This is a genomic window from Paraburkholderia sp. J69-1 (genome assembly GCF_905220255.1).
Lineage (GTDB): Bacteria > Pseudomonadota > Gammaproteobacteria > Burkholderiales > Burkholderiaceae > Paraburkholderia.
Map to the genome: position 1 here is coordinate 1 of NZ_CAJMZG010000097.1, position 490 is coordinate 490.

1 protein-coding gene is annotated in these 490 nt (G+C 64.7%); it reads right to left on the reverse strand.

Annotated elements, in window-relative coordinates; all coding sequences use genetic code 11:
- Nucleotides 1-490, reverse strand: a 490-nt coding sequence (locus U5A67_RS40540; protein WP_321818845.1) for an ABC transporter permease subunit, incomplete at both ends; no start/stop codon positions are given.

The window sequence follows — 490 nt, forward strand, 5'->3', positions numbered from 1 at the left end:
ATCGATCAGCCATTTGCCGATGCCGGGCCACGAGAACAGCGTCTCGGTGAGCACCGCGCCAGCCAGCAAGGTGCCGACCTGCAGGCCGATCACGGTGACCACCGGAATCAGCGCATTGCGCAGCGCATGCACGACGATCACGCGTACCGGCGAGAGCCCCTTGGCGCGCGCCGTGCGGATGTAGTCCTCGCGCAGCACTTCGAGCATCGACGAGCGCGTCATGCGCGCAATCACCGCAAGCGGAATCGTGCCGAGCACGATCGCGGGCAGGATCAGATGCGAGAGCGCCGACTTGAACGAGCCTTCATCCGTGCCGGGCAGCAGCGAATCGATCAGCATGAAGCCCGTCACGTGCGGAATGTCGAATTCCACCGCGATGCGCCCCGACACCGGCGTCCAGCCCAGCTTCGACGAGAACACCATGATGAGGATGAGGCCCCACCAGAAGATCGGCATGGAATAGCCGGTGAGCGCCGTGCCCATCACGCCA